This is a genomic window from Thermosulfurimonas sp. (assembly GCF_015491435.1).
Classification (GTDB): Bacteria; Desulfobacterota; Thermodesulfobacteria; order Thermodesulfobacteriales; family Thermodesulfobacteriaceae; genus Thermosulfurimonas_A.
In genome coordinates this window covers 1-2,418 of the sequence record NZ_WFVX01000013.1, presented here as the reverse complement: position 1 = coordinate 2,418, position 2,418 = coordinate 1, and the positions used below count along the sequence as shown (strand labels likewise).

Below are 2,418 nucleotides of genomic sequence, written 5' to 3'. Positions count from 1 at the left end.
TCCTGAGACCCTTGAGACTCAAGGCTTTCCCGTAGCGAATCAATTGCAGTAAGGCGATTTTTGAGGGGTACGTTCCTAATTATTCCCGGTTATCGGAAGTCTTTTTCCGACGATAATCTTCCAGGTTGACCAGCCTGGCTACCCGGTCAACGGCTAGGGATTGCCCAGTCTCGGTCCGAAGTTTCCCGTAGCGCTTGGTGGTGGATAGGTGCCAAAGGTACTGGACCAATACAGCGATCAGGCCTGGCGCAGGAGAGACCTGATCTCCGGGCCTCCGCGCGACAGGGCTTCTCGTTCCAGGATTTCCGCCACTTCCTTTTCCTTGCGCCAGTCCCGATAAAGTAAGGCCAGATAGGCCAGCGCCCGCGGCGGAGCCTCCCGGTGCCCGCATACCTCCCGCAGAAGATGATAGGCTTCCTCCAGCCTCCCTTCCCGGTAAAGGATTTCCCCCAGAAGGGTTTTCCCGCGCAGGGAGAGATCGTCTCTTCCGGAGAGTACCTCCGCGGCTTCGGAGGTTCGGTTCTGCTCCAGGAGCTCCCGGGCCAGGGCTTCGGCAAAGAGGGTTTTTTGCCCTGAAAGCTGATAGGCCCTGCGGAGATGCTCCAGGGCTTCCCCTCTTTCCTCCTGCCCCAATACCCCGGCCAGATTGTAATGGATAAGAGGATCGTCCGGAGCCAGGGAAAGGGCCTGTCGGAAGAATTCCCGGGCCTTTTCCGGAAGACCCAGGGTGCGATAGATTAGCCCCAGATTATTCAGCAGTTCCGCGGGCTGGGGGCTTTTCTCTCCTATAAGATGATAGGCCCACAGGGCGGCCCCCAGATCTCCCCAGTCCAAATAAAGATCGCCGAGCACGTGATAGGTAAAGGGCTCGAAGGATATTACTCCCCCTCCGGCCCGGCGCGAATGTTCACAGGCGGCGTAAACCAGGGCCAGAGGAGGACCGGAGAAATTTCCCGGGTAAAGCCCTCCTATGTACCCTCGTCCTATCTTCTTTTTAGGGGAGGGAAGGCGAAAGAGAAAATAGTCTTCTAAGGGCAGACCGGAAATGTCCGGAGGCCTTTCTTTCTGACGCAGAAGCCCGAGAAGGCCCTTCCTTCTTAACCAGCGTTTTACGGAGCTCAGGTGCTGGCGGAAGGGAAGAAGGTCTTTTTGGGCCCGGGGGGAGAGATAGGTGAGACCGAAAAGCCGGGCCACCTCCAGCCAGGCTCGGGCCTCTTCCAGATCGTCCGGGGTCCGGAGGGTGATTTCTACCGCTCGGAAGTTCCGGCCTGAACGCCAGTTTTCCCGCAGGAAACTTCGGAGGTCGGTTTGGGTTTCCGGGAGAAAGAACTTTCCCGAGGCCAGCCGGAGGCTCCCCGGGGGAGGGGGAAGGGGTCTGCCGCTGATCAGAAGCCCCCGCACCGGCCCCTTTTCCAGAAGGAGCCACAGCAGCCCCTCTCCGGGGTAACCGTCTTGAGCGGTGGTGAGCACCAGATGTTCCACGGTTTTGAGGGCTAACTCTCGCAATACCGGGAACCAGCGCTTATTCTCCGTCAGAGATCCTCTCTCGCTGAAACGCAGGGTGGCCGGGACCCGGCCGAAAAGAAGGAGATTCCCTTCCTCGGGAAGCAGCCGGGGTTTTCCTCGAGGGCAGACCCTGAGGAGTTCCCTTTCCGCCGCGCGGAGATAATGCTCCAGGTATTTCTCCCACCCCAGAGGTTCAGACATGGGAGGCTACCTGTTTCAGAGCCCTTACCACCAGGGGGAAATCCTCCGGGAACAGGGTGCGCACCTCCAGGAGGAATCTTTCCTCCTCGATCCGGCCCACCACCGGAGGGTTGGTGGTGCGGAGTCTGGCATGAAGCTCTTCGGGGGAGAGGCGATCGCTTTCCACGGCTACGGCGAAGGAGGGGAGATCCGCCAGGGGAAGGGCTCCTCCTCCGGTTCGACATACCGTAGGAACCACCTGAAAAGAAAAGCCGGGGAGTTCGGCCCGAGAGAGCATTCTTTTCAACCTCAAGGCCCGGCGCCGCACCTCGCGGGCCGGCATCAGGATCATGGAAAGGACCGGGATGTGTTCCAGGGCCAGTTTTTCGTCCAGATAAAGCCTCAGGGTGGCCTCAAGGCCGGCCAGGGTGAGTTTATCGATGCGCAGGGCCCGATTCAGGGGGTTGCTGCGGATCCGTTCCACCAGTTCCCGTCGCCCCACGATGATGCCGGCCTGAGGGGCCCCCAGCAGCTTGTCTCCGGAAAAGGTGACGATGTCCACCCCGGTTCGGACTATCTCCTGGACCGTGGGTTCTTTCCGTATTCCGTAACGGGAAAAATACACCAGACAGCCGCTTCCCAGGTCCTCCACCACCGGAAGACCGTATTTATGGGCCAACTCGGCCAGTTCCGCTCCGGAAACCTCTTTGGTGAATCCCACCAGGGCGTAAT

At 59.6% G+C, this 2,418-nt stretch carries 2 protein-coding genes; both read right to left on the bottom strand.

Going from position 1 to position 2,418, the window contains the following annotated elements; genetic code table 11:
- Positions 1–237 precede the first annotated feature (237 nt).
- Positions 238–1,707 carry a tetratricopeptide repeat protein gene (locus F8J34_RS00560; protein ID WP_297055271.1) on the bottom strand — a complete coding sequence of 490 codons (1,470 nt, stop codon included), beginning with the start codon at positions 1,705–1,707 and terminating at the stop codon, positions 238–240.
- A partial coding sequence (gene selA, locus F8J34_RS00555; protein ID WP_297055268.1) for an L-seryl-tRNA(Sec) selenium transferase occupies positions 1,700–2,418 on the bottom strand: 719 nt, incomplete at its 5' end. The genes F8J34_RS00560 and selA, both read right to left, overlap by 8 nt.

Coding starts and splice junctions, on each gene's coding strand:
- F8J34_RS00560 (WP_297055271.1), bottom strand. CDS start 1,707: ATGTCTGAACCTCTGGGGTGGGAGAAATACCTGGAGCATTATCTCCGC.